Origin of the sequence: Xanthobacter aminoxidans (assembly GCF_023571765.1) — a bacterium.
Lineage (GTDB): Bacteria > Pseudomonadota > Alphaproteobacteria > Rhizobiales > Xanthobacteraceae > Xanthobacter > Xanthobacter aminoxidans.
The window spans coordinates 24189-38451 of sequence record NZ_JAMJXC010000003.1 but is presented as its reverse complement, the minus strand read 5'-3'; the positions used below and the strand labels follow the sequence as shown (position 1 = coordinate 38451).

The 14263-nt window shown below is 69.6% G+C and carries 13 protein-coding genes; 6 read left to right on the top strand and 7 right to left on the bottom strand.

Annotation, left to right across the window (positions count from 1 at the left end; all coding sequences use genetic code 11):
• Positions 1 to 42 precede the first annotated feature (42 nt).
• The 3 genes from EJ105_RS05640 to EJ105_RS05630 are packed head-to-tail and all read left to right on the top strand — an operon-like array spanning position 43 to position 2896.
• Positions 43 to 1434 carry a GntP family permease gene (locus tag EJ105_RS05640; protein ID WP_250165587.1) on the top strand — a complete coding sequence of 464 codons (1392 nt, stop codon included), beginning with the start codon at positions 43 to 45 and terminating at the stop codon, positions 1432 to 1434.
• Between the two features lie 60 nt (positions 1435 to 1494).
• Positions 1495 to 2418, top strand: coding sequence for a ParA family protein (locus EJ105_RS05635; RefSeq protein WP_250165586.1), 924 nt, complete (start codon positions 1495 to 1497; stop codon positions 2416 to 2418).
• Positions 2411 to 2896, top strand: coding sequence for a hypothetical protein (locus EJ105_RS05630; RefSeq protein WP_250165585.1), 486 nt, complete (start codon positions 2411 to 2413; stop codon positions 2894 to 2896). The genes EJ105_RS05635 and EJ105_RS05630 overlap by 8 nt, the downstream gene beginning before the upstream one ends.
• A gap of 9 nt (positions 2897 to 2905) precedes the next feature.
• Here EJ105_RS05630 and EJ105_RS05625 read toward each other — a convergent pair whose 3' ends face one another.
• The gene (locus EJ105_RS05625) at positions 2906 to 3595 is read right to left on the bottom strand and encodes a YoaK family protein (protein WP_250165584.1); all 690 of its coding nucleotides are present in this window, start codon (positions 3593 to 3595) and stop codon (positions 2906 to 2908) included.
• 10 nt (positions 3596 to 3605) lie between these two features.
• Complete coding sequence (gene recJ / locus EJ105_RS05620; protein WP_250165840.1) at positions 3606 to 5405, bottom strand: single-stranded-DNA-specific exonuclease RecJ; 1800 nt, start codon at positions 5403 to 5405, stop codon at positions 3606 to 3608.
• 189 nt (positions 5406 to 5594) lie between these two features.
• Between recJ and parE the strand changes: the two genes are divergently transcribed.
• Complete coding sequence (gene parE / locus EJ105_RS05615; RefSeq protein ID WP_250165583.1) at positions 5595 to 7664, top strand: DNA topoisomerase IV subunit B; 2070 nt, start codon at positions 5595 to 5597, stop codon at positions 7662 to 7664.
• Between the two features lie 59 nt (positions 7665 to 7723).
• Entirely contained in the window at positions 7724 to 8071 is a 348-nt protein-coding gene (locus EJ105_RS05610) for a hypothetical protein (RefSeq protein WP_250165582.1), read from the top strand.
• Positions 8072 to 8102: 31 nt separating this feature from the next.
• On the opposite strand, the gene EJ105_RS05605 is transcribed toward EJ105_RS05610, so the two are convergent.
• A complete protein-coding gene (locus EJ105_RS05605) occupies positions 8103 to 9272 on the bottom strand; it encodes an MFS transporter (protein WP_250165581.1) in 1170 nt (389 codons plus the stop codon).
• 339 nt (positions 9273 to 9611) lie between these two features.
• Between EJ105_RS05605 and EJ105_RS05600 the strand changes: the two genes are divergently transcribed.
• Entirely contained in the window at positions 9612 to 11201 is a 1590-nt protein-coding gene (locus EJ105_RS05600; RefSeq protein ID WP_029558938.1) for a DEAD/DEAH box helicase, read from the top strand.
• 73 nt (positions 11202 to 11274) lie between these two features.
• Here EJ105_RS05600 and EJ105_RS05595 read toward each other — a convergent pair whose 3' ends face one another.
• The 4 genes from EJ105_RS05595 to EJ105_RS05580 form a co-directional block, all read right to left on the bottom strand.
• Positions 11275 to 11742, bottom strand: a complete 468-nt coding sequence (locus EJ105_RS05595) for a TfoX/Sxy family protein (protein ID WP_250165580.1) — start codon at positions 11740 to 11742, stop codon at positions 11275 to 11277.
• Positions 11743 to 11886: 144 nt separating this feature from the next.
• Entirely contained in the window at positions 11887 to 12657 is a 771-nt protein-coding gene (locus tag EJ105_RS05590; RefSeq protein ID WP_250165579.1) for an ATP12 family chaperone protein, read from the bottom strand.
• A gap of 12 nt (positions 12658 to 12669) precedes the next feature.
• The gene (locus EJ105_RS05585) at positions 12670 to 13389 is read right to left on the bottom strand and encodes an HAD-IA family hydrolase (protein ID WP_250165578.1); all 720 of its coding nucleotides are present in this window, start codon (positions 13387 to 13389) and stop codon (positions 12670 to 12672) included.
• Positions 13386 to 14057, bottom strand: coding sequence for a zinc ribbon domain-containing protein (locus EJ105_RS05580; RefSeq protein ID WP_024278475.1), 672 nt, complete (start codon positions 14055 to 14057; stop codon positions 13386 to 13388). The genes EJ105_RS05585 and EJ105_RS05580 overlap by 4 nt, the downstream gene beginning before the upstream one ends.
• Positions 14058 to 14263 lie beyond the last annotated feature (206 nt).

The following is a 14263-nucleotide window of genomic DNA, read 5'->3' as shown; positions in this document are numbered from 1 at the left end:
GTCCCGCTTGAGGACTCCCCTACCTGCGCCGGATTGACAGCCATGAGCTTCGTCGTCTGCCTCGCCGCGCTCTTCTTCCTGATGCTCGTGGCCTATCGGGGCTTCAGCGTCATCCTGTTCGCGCCCGTCGCCGCCATCGGCGCGGTGCTGCTGACCGATCCGGCGGCGGTGCCGGTGATCTTTTCCGGCCTGTTCATGGAAAAGATGGTGGGCTTCATCAAGCTCTACTTCCCGGTGTTCCTGCTGGGCGCCATCTTCGGCAAGCTCATCGAGCTGGCCGGCTTCTCGCGCTCCATCGTCTCGGCGGTGGTGAACCTGCTGGGGCCGCGGCGGGCCATCGTCTCCATCGTGCTGGTGGGCGCAGTGCTCACCTATGGCGGCGTCTCGCTGTTCGTGGTGGTGTTCGCGCTCTATCCCTTCGGCGCCGAGATGTTCCGGCAGGTGGGCATCCCCAAGCGCCTGCTGCCGGCGGTGATCGCGCTCGGTGCCTTCTCCTTCACGGCGGATACGCTGCCCGGCACGCCGCAGTTGCAGAACATCATCCCCACCGCCTTCTTCGGCACGACAGCCTATGCGGCGCCCATCCTCGGCATCGTCGGCTCCATCTTCATCTTCGTGGTGGGCATCTCCTATCTGGAATTCCGCCGGATGCAGGCCCACCGCGCCGGCGAAGGCTATGGCACCGGCCACCTCAACGAGAGCCTGCCGGACGACGGCGTCCCGCCCGTGCCGCCGCTGCTCGCGGTGCTGCCGCTGGTTGTGGTGGGCCTCGCCAATCTGTTCTTCGCCTGGCACATCCCCGGATGGTTCGGGCCGCAGGCCAGCGCGACGCTTGTGGAGGGCGGCCCGACGGTGAGCGTTGAGACCCACGTCTGGGCCGGCATCTGGGCGGTGGAAGCGGCGCTGCTGCTCGGCATCCTCACGGTGGTGGCGTTCGGCTACCGGGCCATCGCCGGCCATTTCGCCGGCGGCTCCAAGGAAGCGGTGGGGGGCGCGCTGCTCGCCGGGCTGAACACGGCGACGGAATACGGCTTCGGCGCGGTGATCGCGGCGCTGCCGGGCTTCCTCGTCATCAAGGCTGCGCTCACCTCCATCCCCAATCCCCTCATCAACGAGGCGATCACGGTGACGACGCTGGCCGGCATCACCGGCTCGGCCTCGGGCGGCCTCTCCATCGCGCTCGGGGCCATGGCGCAGCAATTCATCGCCGAGGCGCAGGCCTATGGCATCCCGCTGGAGGTGATGCACCGCGTCGCCTCCATGGCCGCCGGTGGCATGGACACGCTGCCGCACAACGGCGCGGTCATCACCCTCCTCACCGTGACGGGGCTGACGCATCGTCAGTCCTACGGCGACATTTTCGCCGTCACCATCATCAAGACCACTGCCGCCTTCGTCGTGATCGGCTTCTATTATTTGACCGGCCTCTATTGAGCAGGTGCAGCATCGCCTTTAGGTTGCGGCGCAACATGGGCTGCGAGGGGTGGTGCGGACATGGCCGAAGTGGGGGAGGCCGACGCCGGGGGGCGGGTTATCGCCGTTGCCAACATGAAGGGCGGCGTGGGCAAGACCACCACCGTGGTCATGCTGGCGGAAGGCTTTGCGGAGCAAGGCGCGCGGGTGGTGGTGGTCGATCTCGACGCCCAGGCCAACGCCTCCTACTGCTTCGCCCATGACGACGAGCTGCGCGCGATCCTCGACCGCCGCCAGTCGGTGACGTCCTTCCTCGCCGACCGGCTCCTCTATGGCGACCGCACCTCCATCGCCCAGTACATCTCGCCGAGCATCTGCCACGTGATGAAGGCGGGTGAGGAACTGGCCATCGACATGGTGGTGGCGAGCCCCCGCCTGCGCCTGCTGGAGCGCGAGATCGTCCTGCGGCTGGCAGAGAAGAATTACGGGCTGCGCTCGCTGGAGGGCCAGTCCCTGAGGGTGCTGGACGAGGCGCTCGGCTACCTGCGCGCGCACTATGACGTGGTGCTGTTCGACTGCGCGCCCGGCATCTCCGCCTTCACCGAGGTGGCCATCCGCCTCGCCGACATGGTGATCGTGCCCACCATTCCCGACTATCTCTCCACCCTCGGCTTCGACGCCTTCCGCGCCTCGGTGTGGGAGAACGCCCACGTCACGCGCTCCGCCTTGCCCCAGCCGAAGCGCCGGCCGCTGGTGCTGGCGAGCCGGGTGCATGCGCAGAAGATCCAGCATCGTGACACACTCATCAGCCTGCGGGACGAGGCGGAGGAAGCCGATGCGGTCTATGAGATGTTCGACACGGAAGTCCGCAATCAGGCCGCCATAGAGCGGGCCATGGACCCGGAAAACTTTCCCTACGCGCCCTCCTTCGAGCAGAAATGGTACAACGCGGTGGATGCTGTGCGCGATCTGGTGAACGAGACGCGGAGGCGGCTCCATGGCTGAAGCTTCGGATTTCTTCGCTCTGCTCGCGGCCATCGGCGGCAAGGCCGGCCTGTTCCCGGCCGGCGGCAATCTCGCGCGCAAGGCGGTGAACGAGATCGCCCGCGCCCAGCTGGTGGCGGAGGGGACGGACCTTGAGGCCATCCGCGCCATCCGCGCCTTGCTCGGCCCCACCGCCTTCGCCGAGGCGCTGGATGGCGTGCCGGCGCCCAAGACCAAGGCGCTGCTCACCCGCGTCGATCCGCACGCCCCTGCCCTCGCCCAGCCCGGCGACCGGGTGAAGGCGCTGCTTGCCCTCGCCGATGGCAGCCGCGCCCCGGCCGCACCGGCCGCCAAGCCGGCGAAGAAGGCCTCTTCGCGCAAGGCACCAGCTCCGGCGCCCGCCATCCCCGTAGAGACCGCGCCGGCCGATGGGAAGCCCGCGCCGCGCAAGCGCAAGATCACCGGGCGGACGGCGCTGCGGGTGTCGGAAGAGCGCTGAGGCGCAGGTTTACGCCTTGTCCTTCTGCGGCGCCGGGTCCGGCCCCAGCGTGAAGATCTCCGCCACCGCCACGAAGGTGGGTACGAACAGGCACCACATGCCCACCGCGCGATAGAGCAGCGCGGCCGCAAGGCAGCCGAAGAGGAAGGCGGCGAGGTACGCGCTCATCCGGCCGAGACGGGCGCGGGTGGCGGGAATGTTGGTGCCTTCCAGCGGTCGCAAGAGATTGGCGATGTCCACCAGCACCTGCGTGAACGTGCCCGTCATCACGGTGGAGGGCGGCGAGTCGGTGAGGTGGGTGCGGTGGAGCGCGTTCTGCAGCGCCATGGCCGCCACCAAGGTCATGCCCATCATCACGGCAGCGGGAGAGTCGTGGTCGTAGAAGGGCCCGTTCTGCACCGCCACCAGCGCTGCATGGGCGAGCAGCACGAGCTTTGCCGCCATCAGGATGCGGAAATCGTCCCGCCCGCGCCGGGCGAGGAACAGGCTCAGCTCCCGCGCGCACAGCACCACGATGGCGAACACCGGCAGCGCCAGGACCTTCGTCAGCGAGGGCGCATCCCCATGGGCCAGCGAGGCGGCTATGGTGACGAAATTGCCGGTGACATGGGCCGCGAACAGCCCGCCGAGCGCGACGAAGCCCGCTGCATCCACGAAGCCGGCGTTGAAGCAGAGGAGGACGGCGAGCAGGACCTTCACAGCGGCGACCTCATCCGGCCTCGGCCACGTCGCGGATGCGCAACGCCACCCGCGTCTCGCCCTGCCAGGTGTCGATGTCGAGGCACCCGGCGACGTGCAGATTGCGCCCGCGCCCGGCCAAGAGCGCCCGGCCCAGCGGCTCCTCGGCGCAGCGGAAGGCGGTGGCCTTCAGGGTCGTGCCGTCCGGCGAGGAGATGCGGGCGCGCACATGGCCGGCGCCGAAGCTCTCGACATAGCTGATGCGGTGGCCGGGAAAGGCGAACACCGGCTCGGGATTGCCGGCGCCGAACGGGCCGGCGCGGGAAACGGTCTCCACGAGATCCAGCGTGGCGCCGCGTGCGGTCAGCGCGCCGTCGATGGAAAGGGTGCCCTCGGCGCGGGCGCGCTCCACGTCCGGCGCGAGGCGCTGCTCCAGCTCCGCGCGTAGCGCCCCGAGCTGGCGGCGCTCCACCGTGAGGCCGGCCGCCATGGCATGGCCGCCGCCCTTCACCAGGAGCCCGCTCTCCACCGCCCCGCGCACCGCGCGGCCGATGTCCACGCCGGGAATGGAGCGGCCGGAGCCGGTGCCGGTCTCGCCATTGAAGGCGATGGCGAAGGCCGGGCGCTGGAAGCGCTCCTTCAGCCGCGCCGCGACGAGGCCGACGACGCCGGGGTGCCACCCCTCGCCGCTCACCACCACCACGGCGCCCTCCTCCGAGATGCCGAGCGCTGCATGCGCCTCGGCCTCGGCGGCGGCGAGGATGGCGCGCTCCACCTCCTGCCGCTCGGCGTTGAGGCGGTCCAGTTCGGCGGCGATGCCGCGCGCCTCGGCGGGGTCCTGCGTCAGCAGCAGGCGCGCGCCCAGCGTCGCCTCGCCGATGCGCCCGCCGGCATTGATGCGCGGGCCGATGAGGAAGCCGAGATGGAAGGGCCTCGGCGGCCCGTCGAGCCGCGCCGCGTCCATCAGGGCGGTGAGGCCGATGCGGGTGCGCCGGCGCATGGCGATGAGCCCCTTCGCCACGAAGGCGCGGTTGAGGCCAATCAGCGGCACCACGTCCGCCACCGTGGCCAGCGCCACGATGTCGAGGGCTTCGAGCAGGTCCGGCGCGGGCCGCTCGGCGTTGAAATGCCCGCTCTGGCGCAGCGCCCGCACGAGGCCCACCGCCACCACGAAGGCGAGCCCGGCCGCGCAGACATGGCCGAGGCCGGAGAGGTCGTCCTCCCGGTTCGGGTTCACGATGGCGGTGGCAGGCGGCAGGGTCTCCCCCGCCTGATGGTGATCGATGACCACCACGTCCATGCCGAGCCGTTTCGCGGCCACAAGCGGTTCAAGCGAGGTGGTGCCGCAATCCACCGTCACCAGCAGGGTCACGCCGCGCGCGGCGAGCTGCTCGATGGCCGGCACGTTGGGGCCGTAACCCTCGAAGATGCGATCCGGGATGTGGAAGAACGGGTCGAGCCCGCCGGCCTGGAGCACGCCCACCATGAGGGCGGTGGAGCAGGCGCCATCCACGTCATAGTCGCCGAACACCGCCACCTGCTCGCCGGTCGTCACCGCGCGGGCGAGGCGCGCCACGGCGGCGGGCATGTCGGTGAGCGTGTCGGGATCGGGCAGAAGGGTGCGGATGGAGGGGTCGAGATAGCGCTCCACCTCGTCCAGCTGCACGTTGCGGGCGGCGAGTACGCGGGCCAGAAGCTCGCTGATGCCAAAGCGCTGGGCCATGGCCAGCGCCGTCTGCCCCCCGCGCACGTCCAGCCGTTCCCGCCAGGTGCGGCCGGTGGCGGAGCGGGCGACGTCGAGGAAGAGGCGATTCGGCACGGCGATGTTCACGCGCGCATGAAGCCAGAGGAGAGGCGCGGCGTCGAGCACGGGCCGGGCATGGCTCAATTGTTGCCATTCTGTTCCCCTCGCCCTCCGGCTCTGTCACTATGGGGAAATCAGGGGCCGCGGCGCCGTCCCGATTCGCGCCGGCCCTGCCGTTCTGCTATCTGGCGCCCAAACCTCCGACCTCAGAGACCCATGTCCGACAGCGATAATTCCGACGATCTCTTCGCCGCCCGCCCGCGCGGTGCCAGCAAGTCGCCTGCGCGGGAATCGACCGGCAGGGAGAGCGCGCGCGGCAAGGCCGCCGTCGTGCCCGCCATGGCGGGCGATTATACCGCCGCCCATATCGAGGTGCTGGAAGGGCTGGAGCCGGTGCGGCGCCGCCCGGGCATGTATATCGGCGGCACCGATTCCAAGGCGCTGCACCACCTCTTCGCCGAGGTGGTGGACAATTCGATGGACGAGGCCGTGGCCGGCCACGCCACCTTCATCGAAGTGCAGCTCGGCGCCGACGGCTACCTCACCGTCTCGGACAATGGCCGCGGCATCCCGGTGGAGGAGCACCCCAAGTTTCCCGGCAAGTCGGCGCTGGAGGTCATCATGACCACGCTGCACGCCGGCGGTAAGTTCGACAGCAAGGTCTACGAGACCTCCGGCGGCCTGCACGGCGTCGGCGTCTCGGTGGTGAACGCGCTCTCCGACGATCTGGAGGTGGAGATCGCGCGCAACCAGACCCTCTATCGTCAGAGCTTCTCCAAGGGCGTGCCGCAGGGGCCGCTCAAGGAAGTCGGCCGCATCACCAACCGGCGCGGCACCCGCGTGCGCTTCCATCCCGATCCGGAAATCTTCGGCGCCGGCGCGCATTTCGAGCCGGCCCGCGTGTTCCGCATGGCCCGCTCCAAGGCGTACCTGTTCGGCGGCGTGGAAATCCGCTGGTCGTGCGACCCCGAGTTGCTGAAGGCCGGCGAGAACATCCCGGAGAAGACGGTCTTCCGCTTCCCCGGCGGCCTGAAGGACTATCTGGCGGCGGACCTCGAAGGCAACACGCTGGTCCATCCCGACATCTTCGCTGGCCGCATCCAGAAGACCGGCGGGCACGGCTCGGTGGAATGGGCGGTGGCGTGGGTGGCGGATGCCGATGGCAGCATTTCCTCCTATTGCAACACCATCCCCACCCCCGATGGCGGCACCCATGAGAACGGCCTCAAGGCGGTTCTGCTCAAGGGCCTGAAGGACTATTCGGAGCGTGCCGGACAGGGCAAGCGCGGCTCCGTCATCACCGGCGACGACGTGATCACCGGCTGCGCCGCCATGCTCTCCGTGTTCGTGCGCGAGCCGGAATTCCAGGGCCAGACCAAGGACCGCCTCGCCACCGCCGAGGCCGCCCGCATCGTCGAGCAGGCGCTGCGCGACCCGTTCGACCACTGGCTCGCGGCCAATCCGGTGCAGGCCTCGCGCCTGCTCGACCATGTGATCGACCGCGCCGAGGAGCGGCTGCGCCGCAAGCAGGAGAAGGAGGTCTCCCGCAAGACCGCCGTGCGCAAGCTGCGCCTGCCCGGCAAGCTGGCCGACTGCTCCAACACCGAGGCGGCCGGCTCCGAGATCTTCATCGTCGAGGGCGACTCGGCCGGCGGCTCGGCCAAGCAGGCGCGGGACCGCAAGACGCAGGCCGTGCTGCCCTTGCGCGGCAAGATCCTCAACGTCGCCAACGCCACCCGCGACAAGCTCGCCGCCAACCAGCAGCTCGCCGATCTCGGCCAGGCGCTGGGCTGCGGCACCCTCGCCCATTATCGCGAGACGGACCTTCGCTACGAGAAGGTCATCATCATGACCGACGCCGACGTGGACGGGGCGCACATCGCTTCCCTCCTCGTCACCTATTTCTTCCGCCAGATGCCGAAGCTGATCGAGGAGGGCCACCTCTTCCTCGCCGTGCCGCCGCTCTACCGCATCACGCAGGGGGCCAAGACCCTCTATGCGCGGGACGACGCCCACCGCGAGCGGCTGCTGAAGAAGGAATTCAACGGCAAGGGCAAGGTGGACGTGGGCCGCTTCAAGGGCCTCGGCGAGATGATGCCGGCGCAGCTCAAGGAAACCACCATGGACCCGAAGACGCGCACCCTGCAGCGCGTCTCCGTGGAGGATGCCGAGCGCGCCGCCACCGTGGATCTCGTGGAGCGCCTCATGGGCAACAAGCCCGAAGCCCGCTTCGCCTTCATCTCCGAGCGCGCCGCCTTCGCCGGCGAGGAGATGCTGGACATCTGAGCCGGCGCGGGGGCGCCGGGCGATTAACGCCGCCATCGCGGCACCGGAGGGGGAAGATCATGGGGGACGGGAAGAACGTACCGCGCGCGGGGCGCGGCGTGCGGATGGCTCTAGCGGGCGGCCTTGCGCTTGCGACGCTGCTGCCGGGGGCGGCGCAGGCGCAGTCGTTCGGGAATGACGAGCAGTCCTGCGTCTCTTATGGCTATTGGGCAGTGTCCGTCATCTACCTGGCGGCGAGCCAGGGCTGCGACTGGAGGCGCGCCAACGAATTGATCGACCCCATGCGCCACACCAAATGGTGCATGGGCCAGTCGGCGCAATCCATGTCCAGGGCGCCGCAGGTCCACCGCAACGGCGTCACCGCCCGCTGCGCCAAGCAGGGCGCGTCGGTGAGGATCAACATCTGACGGGAGCCGCCGCCCTCACGAGGTGCGCAGCTCAAAGCGTCTCGGGGGGTGAGATCTGGCCCCGCCTCGGCTGGAGCAGCCCGGCGGGGCCGGCGAGCAGCAGCATGCCGATGCCGGCGGTGATGAACATGGCCACCACCCCGGCAAAACCCGCCGCCTGAGTCAGCCCCAGCGCGCCCAACGCCTGGCCGATGAAGAAGGAGGAGGCGAACAGCGCCAGCGCCGATCCGCGCGCCTCGGGAGCCAGTTCCGTGGCGAGGATCTGCAGCACGTTGTGGATCATGTAGAAGGCGAAACCCGCCCCGGCGAAGATCGCCGCCATGAGCACCAGCCCATGGGCACGGGTGGCGAGAATGAGCAGCACGCCCACACCCGCCGCGCCCCAGCGCACCATGCCGCTGAGGCCGAGATAGCGCACCAGCAGCGGCACGGCGAAGGTATAGACGGCGCCACCGATGGCGAAGGCCGCGAGCGCGATGCCGGCCTCCTTGGCATTGCCGATGCCCTGATGGACCATCAGCGGCGCCACCAGCGGAAACACGCCGAAGCTCAGCGCCCCCTCGATGGCCACCACGCCGTAGACCTTGATGGACAGCGGGTTGCGCAGCACCAGCCCATAGCGGGCGATGGAGGCGGCGAAGGACAAAGGCTTGCGCTCGCCCTCCTCCGTCAGGCCGAAGGTGGTGGCGAGCGCCGCCAACGCCGCGACGGCGAGGGCGCACCAGAACACCTCGCGCCACCCCACCAGCTCGGCGATGAAGCCGGCCAGCGCCGAACCGGAGAGCTGGCCCAGCACCAAAGCGAGCAGCACGCGGCTGAGGGCCAGCGGACGCCGCTCGAACGGTACCCGGTCGCCCACCGTCGCCAGCACCACCGGAATGATGCCGCCGGCGAAGGCGCCGCAGAAGACGCGGGAGGCGAGCAGCATCTCGTGGCTGGTGGCGGTCGCCGAGACCACGAGGCCGACGGAGAGCATGGCGAGGTTCACGCGGATGAGCCGCACCTTGCCCACCGCATCGCCGATGGGGCCGAACACCAGCTGCATCAGCGCATAGGGAAAGGTGAAGGCGCTGGCGAGCATCGCCACCTGCTGCAACGTCACCTGAAGCTCGCTCGCCAGGATGTTCAGCATGGGATCGACGACGCGCATGGAAAACGCGCTCGCGAACGCCGCGAGGCCGAGGACGAGAAGGAAAGGCATGGGATCCGGAACGGCGACAGGAACGCCATCCGTGCGGCGTCGGCCGGATCGGGTCAACCCGACGAGACCGCATGGGTGCAGCGCACACTCATTCGCCGCGCGCATGGCGACTGCCCGCAAAGCGTGCATTTCCGCGCCACCGCCGGAAGATCGGCGCTTTATGCCCGCCGAATCGGCGAGACCGGGCGGAAAACATTGACACGGCGCATCATTTTCTTATGTTGCTATGCGTCGTCCGAGATATGTCGAATCCAAGCGCGCCGACCGACGACCACTCGTCTGACCCCGTACGGCACGGGACGTTCGATCAGCGGCGCGCCGCCGCATCCAAAAGATGCAATGTCATTTTCCGAGCTCGGCCTGAGCGATAAGGTTCTCGCGGCTGTCGCCGATACTGGCTACACGACCCCGACCCCCATCCAGGCCCAGGCCATCCCCCATGTTCTCGCGCGCCGGGATGTTCTCGGCCTCGCGCAGACAGGTACCGGCAAGACCGCCGCCTTCACGCTCCCCATGCTGACGCTGCTGGAGCAGGGCCGCGCCCGTGCCCGCATGCCGCGCACTCTCATCCTGGAACCCACCCGCGAACTCGCGGCCCAGGTGGAAGAGAATTTCACGCGCTACGGCAAGTACAGCAAGCTCAACGTCGCCCTGCTCATTGGCGGCGTTTCCTTCGGCGACCAGGACACCAAGCTCGTTCGCGGCGTGGACGTGCTGATCGCCACCCCCGGCCGCCTGCTCGACCATGTGGAGCGCGGCCGCCTGCTCCTCTCCGGCATCGAAGTGCTCGTCATCGACGAGGCCGACCGCATGCTGGACATGGGCTTCATCCCGGACATCGAGCGCATCTGCAAGCTCGTGCCCTTCACCCGCCAGACGCTGTTCTTCTCGGCCACCATGCCGCCGGAGATCCAGCGCCTCGTCTCGCAATTCCTCTCCAACCCGGTTCGGGTGGAGGTCTCCAAGCCCGCGTCCACCGCTACCACGGTGACGCAGGAACTGGTCGCCTCCGGCCGCGAGGATTACGAGAAGCGCGACGTCCTGCGGGAGCTGATCCGAGGCTGCGAGAATTTGCAGAACGGCATCATCTTCTGCAACCGCAAGCGCGACGTGGCGGTGCTCCACCGCTCGCTGCAGAAGCACGGCTTCAATGCCGTCGCCCTGCACGGCGACATGGACCAGCACGCCCGCATCAAGGCGCTGGACGAGTTCCGCAACGGCGAGGCGACCCTGCTTGTTGCCTCCGACGTGGCCGCCCGCGGCCTCGACATTCCGGCGGTGAGCCACGTCTTCAACTATGACGTGCCCCACCACGCCGAGGATTACGTCCACCGCATCGGCCGCACGGGCCGCGCCGGCCGCGCCGGCACGGCCTACACCATGGTCACGCACCTCGATGCCAAGTCCCTCTCGGCCATCGAGAAGCTGATCGGCAATCCGATCCCCTGGCATGGCGCGCCCCTGGGCGACGCCCCGCCGGCCTCCGAGCGCCGCGGGCGCGAGGATGGCCGTCTGCGCGGCAAGCGCCGCATGGACAAGGAGCCCCGCGAGGGCCGTGGTGATCGCGAAGGTCGCGGCGAGCGCGAGCCGCGCCGTGAGCGCGAGCCCCGGGCCGAAGGCGCGGAGCGTGCCGAGCGTCAGCCGCGGGCTGAACGGGCGGAGCGTCCCGAACGCGCCGATCGTCCTGAGCGCACGGAGCGTCCCGAGCGCACGGAACGCCCCGAGCGTCAGGAGCGGGAACGCGCCGCACGTCCGGAACGGACCGCCGAGCGTGGCGACCGCCCCGAGCGCAACCGCCGTCCCGCCCGCGAGGATGCTGCCGAGGCGCGTCCCCCGCGCCGCGAGCGGGCGCCCGCCAACGAGCCGGCGGACATGTCCCACCTCCCCGCTTTCCTTCTGCGCCCCGTGCGTGTGAAGGCCGGCGCGTGATGGCAGGCTGAAGTCTGCGCCGACCTCCGGGACGGCGCATCCTGTCAAATGTTCTGACGGATCAGCGCGCCGCTCAGCCTTGGGCCGGCGCGCTTTTCTTTTTGGCGGCGGGCGTCTTCCCGCCCGCTCCGCCTGCCGGCTTCGGCTTTTTCGCAGACGCTCCGCCTGTCGGCTTCGCTTTGTTCGCAGACGCCCGGCCTGCCGGCCGGGCTTTGGCTTTGGCCTCGCTGGCCGCGTGCGCCACGAAGAGGGCTCGGCGGGCGAGGGCCGCGAGGTCGTCGGCATCGTCGAGTGCCGCCTCGGGCACCGACCAGTAGCCGCCCATTGTGCGCACGACGCCCTTGGCCTCGTAGCTGAAGGGGACCGAGCCCCGCCCCTTCAGATCCTCGGCGAGTGCCGCATCGGCCTTGAGGTAGAAGGTCTCCCCCGCCCACAAGGCGAACATCAGCCCGTCCGCATAGAGCCCGGCCCCGCCGAACATGCGCTTCACCGCCACCGGGCCGAAGGCAGCGAAGAGATCGGCAATCGCGTCCTCGTCCATTCCCCCTCCCCACTCAGGCGCCGCGCGGGAGTCCCGCGTTGCTTCGCTCAGACGCCGCGCGGGCTTTGCCCGTTGCTTCGCTCAAACGCCGCGCGGGCTTTCCGCGTTGCTCCGCTCAAACGCCGCGCGGGCTTGAAGGGCGGCTCAGCCCAGCGCCAGCACCTGTGCCGCCGCGTCCATCTCGGTGCGGCGGGCGGCGCGGCGGGCGGTGGCGAGTTCGTCCTCGCCCCATTGCTCGCGGTTGAAATCCTCGTCCACATGGGCCGCCGTCCACGCCGCGTCGGCGGAGAGCGCGCCCTCGGCCACCGCAAGGGCGAGGAGGGCCGAGCCGGTGAGCGTGGTGATGGAATGCACGGCCGCGAGGCGCAGCGGATCGGCCGGCACCAGCGCCCGCACCTTCGCCAGCGCCTCCTCCGGCTGCTTCACATGGGTGATGCCCTCGGCGAGGAAAAAGCGCGCGCCGTGGGTCGCGCCCATCCAGTCCAGCACGGCATCCCAGTGCTTCGCCTGCCGGTCCAGCAGCTTCTGCGGGCCGTCGGCGCGATAGAACAACATGTCGGTGCCGGCGTAGTTCACCACCTCGTCCGCCACCGCCTGCGCCTCCGGCGTCACCCGATCGAGGGCGACGTTGACGAGGCGGGTGAGCGGCATGCTGAAGGGGTCGATCTCGGTCTGCTGGGCCGCCCATTCGGCCGCCATGGCTTCCGCCAGCGCGCGGGTCGGTGCCTTCAGCAGGCCGCGCGCCGGGGTGCGCACCGGGCGGCCGTCGAGGAGAATGGTGAAACCGCCCTCCCCCTCGCCCACGCTGACCTCCTTGTAGAAGCGCTTGGGCAGAGGCGCCTTCTGGGCGGCGCGGGCGCGGGCGACGGGATCGCCCGGATCGCCGCTCTCCACATCTTCCAGGAACTCACGCATCTCGAGCTGTCCTCAGATCACGACGCGGCGGCGGGCCAGAAGCTCGGCGATGGCGTCGGGCACCTCGCGGAAATGCTGGACGATGCGGTCCGCGCCGGCCCGCTCCAGCGCCGGCGTCTCATGATAACCCCAGGCGACGCCGAGCGCCGAGGCCCCGGCCTGCAGGGCCATGGAGATGTCGTAGGTGGTATCGCCGATCACCACCGTGTCCTCCGGCCGCGCACCAACCTCGCCCATGGCCTGGAACACCATGGCCGGATGGGGCTTGGACGGCGCATCGTCGGCGGTCTGGATGGTGGAGAACCAGCCTTCCATACCCTGCACGGCGAGGATGCGGTTCACCCCCCGCCGCGACTTGCCGGTGACGATGCCCAGCACCACGTCCTCGCGCTGGCGCAGCCCCTCCAGCACCTCGCGGGCGCCGTCGAACATGGGCTCAGGGGCATCGGCATTCAGCATGCGGTTGAAGGCGACCTTGTAGGCATCGACCATCGCCTGAATGGGATAGGACGCATCCCCCTGCGACAGCACGGCGAAAGCCTGCGGCAGCGAGAGCCCCACCACCGAGAGCAGCTTCTCCCGGTCGGGCACCGGCACGCCGTAGGCGACGTGGACATCGTTCATGGCCGAGACGATCAGGTGCTGGCTGTCCACCAGCGTGCCGTCGCAATCGAACAGCACCAGCTTCAGGCCAGCAGCGGGGGAAGGATCGGTGTCGCCTGCTGCGCTCATTTCTGCGTCATCTGCTGGGTGGCGATATCATAAACCCATGTGGTGCCGGACGGATCGACGAAAAACACCTGCCGGAAACCGCGCTGCTCGCACTGCTTGGGGAAGGGGCCGCCGACGATCAGTTCGGCCGCCTCCTTTGCCGGGAAGTTGAACTTGATGGTGAGGAGCGTCGCGTCGTTGCCGCCGGCCGTCACAGTGAGGTCGAGGCCGTTCTGGGCGAAGCTGTCCTGCTTGCTCTTGGCGAAGGCCCGGCGCGCGGCGGCATCCGCCGCCGGAGCCGCGACGGGAGTGTTCACCGTGGGCAGCGGCAGGGAGGCTTCCTGTCCCGGCGCGGCCGCGGGCGGTTCCGTCGGGCTCGGTGCAGCGGCCTGCGCCGGAGGCTGGGCGGGGGCAGGCTGCACGGGCGCAGGCTGTTGCGGAGCGGGGGTCGCGGGGGCGGGAGCCGTGGCCTGAACCTGCGGCTGCGCATCGGGCGTCTCGCCCGGCTCGGCCGACATGACCCACCAGACGAGGCCGCCCGAGATCAGCGCCACCACGGTGCCGCCCAGACCCACGAGGAAGGGCATCACATAGCTCGTATGGAGCTTGCGGCCGCAGAAGGGGCAATGGGCCTCCTCGGGATAGACCTGCGCCCCGCAGCCGGGACAGAAGTCGGGCCTCGGGTTCATCGCAATCACCTCCGCACGCTCGGCCGAGTCCGTTTCGGTCGCCTGGCTGCGCCACGCTGGCGGTCGCCCCGGCCGGTCCAGCACCTTGATCGATCGATGGGCCCTGGGTCCCGCGGCGCGCCGCGAATCGCAAGGCCTCCCCCGTCACCACGAATGCACGACGGGGCGGAGGAACTGAAGCCCTCCACCCCGTCATCTCCATTCCG

Bases quoted from the DNA above. Each gene is read 5' to 3' on its own strand.
- EJ105_RS05640 (WP_250165587.1), top strand. From the start codon at position 43: ATGAGCTTCGTCGTCTGCCTCGCCGCGCTCTTCTTCCTGATGCTCGTG.
- EJ105_RS05635 (WP_250165586.1), top strand. From the start codon at position 1,495: ATGGCCGAAGTGGGGGAGGCCGACGCCGGGGGGCGGGTTATCGCCGTT.
- EJ105_RS05630 (WP_250165585.1), top strand. From the start codon at position 2,411: ATGGCTGAAGCTTCGGATTTCTTCGCTCTGCTCGCGGCCATCGGCGGC.
- parE (WP_250165583.1), top strand. From the start codon at position 5,595: ATGTCCGACAGCGATAATTCCGACGATCTCTTCGCCGCCCGCCCGCGC.
- EJ105_RS05610 (WP_250165582.1), top strand. From the start codon at position 7,724: ATGGGGGACGGGAAGAACGTACCGCGCGCGGGGCGCGGCGTGCGGATG.
- EJ105_RS05605 (WP_250165581.1), bottom strand. From the start codon at position 9,272: ATGCCTTTCCTTCTCGTCCTCGGCCTCGCGGCGTTCGCGAGCGCGTTT.
- EJ105_RS05600 (WP_029558938.1), top strand. From the start codon at position 9,612: ATGTCATTTTCCGAGCTCGGCCTGAGCGATAAGGTTCTCGCGGCTGTC.
- EJ105_RS05595 (WP_250165580.1), bottom strand. From the start codon at position 11,742: ATGGACGAGGACGCGATTGCCGATCTCTTCGCTGCCTTCGGCCCGGTG.
- EJ105_RS05590 (WP_250165579.1), bottom strand. From the start codon at position 12,657: ATGCGTGAGTTCCTGGAAGATGTGGAGAGCGGCGATCCGGGCGATCCC.
- EJ105_RS05585 (WP_250165578.1), bottom strand. From the start codon at position 13,389: ATGAGCGCAGCAGGCGACACCGATCCTTCCCCCGCTGCTGGCCTGAAG.
- EJ105_RS05580 (WP_024278475.1), bottom strand. From the start codon at position 14,057: ATGAACCCGAGGCCCGACTTCTGTCCCGGCTGCGGGGCGCAGGTCTAT.